Origin of the sequence: uncultured Amnibacterium sp. (assembly GCF_964245895.1) — a bacterium.
GTDB lineage: Bacteria > Actinomycetota > Actinomycetes > Actinomycetales > Microbacteriaceae > Amnibacterium.
On sequence record NZ_CAXTOQ010000255.1, the window covers coordinates 1 to 2,660 of the forward strand.

At 72.9% G+C, this 2,660-nt stretch carries 2 protein-coding genes; both read right to left on the reverse strand.

Translation table 11 applies throughout. The features are described from left to right. On the reverse strand, positions 1–534 hold a 534-nt coding region (locus tag ACFE60_RS18675), incomplete at its 3' end, for a GNAT family N-acetyltransferase (RefSeq protein ID WP_375390348.1). 61 nt (positions 535–595) lie between these two features. Next, a partial coding sequence (locus tag ACFE60_RS18680; RefSeq protein WP_375390349.1) for an error-prone DNA polymerase occupies positions 596–2,660 on the reverse strand: 2,065 nt, incomplete at its 5' end.

Here is a 2,660-nt window from a genome sequence, read left to right on the forward strand (position 1 = left end):
CGCGGGAAGTTCGTCGATGCCCGGATACTCGGGCGCCCAATGCGCCGGCGGATCGAGCTGCGTGCCGAGCTGATCGGTCCGAAGCGTGTATTCCGTCGCCTCGAAGCCGTGCTTGGCGTAGAAGGCGCGAGCGCGCGGGTTCGCCTCGAACACCCACAGCTCGGCGGGCACGTCCTCCGGCAGCACCGCGGTGAGCAGCTGGTGTCCGAGTCCGCTGCCGTACTCGGACGACCGGACGTACAGGGCCCAGAGCTCGCGATCGCGGACAGGGGGACCGCCGCTCTCGTTCGCGCGACCGGGACCGGCGGTCGCGAGGCCGACGACCTCGTCCCCGCGCAGCGCGATCCGGGAGACGGTGTCCGCGCGGGGCTCGGCGAGGTTCGCCGTCCACCGCTGCATCCAGCGGGCCTCGGCGTCGTCGTCGAAGAAGTCCTGCGGGAGGAGGTGCGCGTACGCCTCACGCCAGGCGGCGAGGTGCATCCTCCCGACCGCCTCGGCGTCGTCAGCCGTCGGCGCCCGGATCAAGAAGGTCACGCTGCATTCTGAAGGCGATCCGGTGGCCTTCGGCCGACCGGATCGCCTTCAAATTGAAGCGCTACCGGAAGTCGCGGGAGGCGTGCTTCGCGCCGATCGGGAGGCGCTCGAAGCGGTCCGCCACGATGTTGACGACGCCCTCGGGGGAGCGCTCGAGGATGCCGCGTACGATCATCGCGGGCGCCTCCCGGGCGACGCGGCGGTAGCGCTGCCAGACGCCGACCGAGGCGATCACGTTCACCATCCCGGTCTCGTCCTCGAGGTTGAGGAACGTGATGCCGGAGGCGGTCGCCGGCCGCTGCCGGTGGGTGACGACCCCGCCGACCTCGACGCGGCGGCCGGACTCCGCTCCCTGCAGCGCGGTGGAGGCGAGCACCCCGCGGCGCCCCAGTTCGGCCCGCACGTGCGCGACCGGGTGGTCGTCGGTGGAGATGCCCGTCGCCCACAGGTCGGCCGCGACGCGGTCCATCCCGGTCGTCTCGGGCAGCAGCGGCGGCTGCACGAGGATCGAGGTGTGCGGCAGGGTGTCCGGCCGCTCCTCCGCGGCGGCGCCGGCAGCCCACAGCGCCTCCCGGACCGTCATGCCGAAGCCCTCGAAGGCGCCGGCGGTTGCGAGCGCCTCCAGCTGCGGGGCCGTCAGCCCCACGCGGCGGGCGAGGTCGCGCTGATCCCGGTAGTCGCCGTGCGCGGTCCGCTCCTCGACGATCCGCTCGGCGAGCGGCGCGCCGATGCCGGTGACGCCCGCGAGCCCGAGGCGCACCGCCAGGTCCCCGTCGCGGCGGTGGAGGTGGTCCTCGACCGGCGCCGTCCGGTCGAAGCCCGCCTCGACCGGCGGCTGCTCGCCGAGGCAGGCCAGCATGCCGCGCGAGGCAGCGGCACCCTCGATCGCCTCCATGCCCGCGTCGGCCCCGGAGCGGTTGATGTCCGGCCGCCGCACCACCACTCCGTGCCGGCGCGCGTCGGCGGTGAGGGAGGCGGGGGAGTAGAACCCCATCGGCTGCGCCCGCAGCAGCGACGCGAGGAAGACGCCGGGGTAGTGCAGCCGCATCCACGCGGACGCGTAGACCAGCAGCGCGAACGACAGGGAGTGGCTCTCCGCGAAGCCGAAGCTCGCGAACGCCTGGATCTTCGTGTAGATCTCGTCCGCGGTCGCCCCGGTGATGCCGTTGCCGGCCATCCCGGCGTACAGCTTCCCCTTCAGCGACTCGATCCTCTCGATCCCGCGCTTCGACCCCATCGCGCGGCGCAGCAGGTCCGCGTCCTCGCCGGTGCAGCCGCCGACGGCCATCGCGATCTGCATCAGCTGCTCCTGGAAGATCGGCACCCCGAGCGTGCGGGCCAGCACCGGCTCCAGCAGGGGGTGGAGGTAGGTGACCGGCTCCTCCCCGCGGCGGCGCCGCACGATCGGGTGGACCGCACCGCCCTGGATCGGGCCGGGCCGGATCAGCGCGACCTCGATCGCGAGGTCGTAGAACCGGCGCGGCAGGAACCGGGGCAGCAGCCCCAGCTGCGCGCGCGACTCCACCTGGAACACGCCGACCGCGTCCGCCCGGCACAGCTGGTCGTAGACGCCCTGCTCCTCCTTCGGGATCGTCTCGAGGGTCCAGCGCTCGCCGCCATGCTCACCGATGACTGTCTGCGCCGCGAGGTCGAACGCGTACTGCAGCGCCGCGAGCATGCCGAGGCCCAGCAGGTCGAACTTCACGAGCCCCATGTAGGCGCAGTCGTCCTTGTCCCACTGCAGCACGGTCCGGCGCTCCATGCGGGCGTGCTCGATCGGCACGACCTCGCCGACGGGCCGGTCGGTCAGGACCATGCCGCCGGAGTGGATGCCGAGGTGCCGCGGCGCCTTCAGCACCTGCTCCGCCAGCTCGACGACGGCGGCCGGGATGTCGTGGTCGTCGGAGGAGGTGACCGCGCCCCAGCGCTCCACCTGCCGGCTCCACGCGTCCTGCTGGCCGGTGGAGGCGCCGAGTGCCTTCGCCATGTCGCGCACCGCGTTCTTCGGCCGGTAGGTGACGACGTTCGCGACCTGCGCCGCGTTCCGCCGTCCGTACTGCTCGTAGACGTGCTGGATCACCTCCTCCCGCCGGTCGGAGTCGAAGTCGACGTCGATGTCGGGCTCC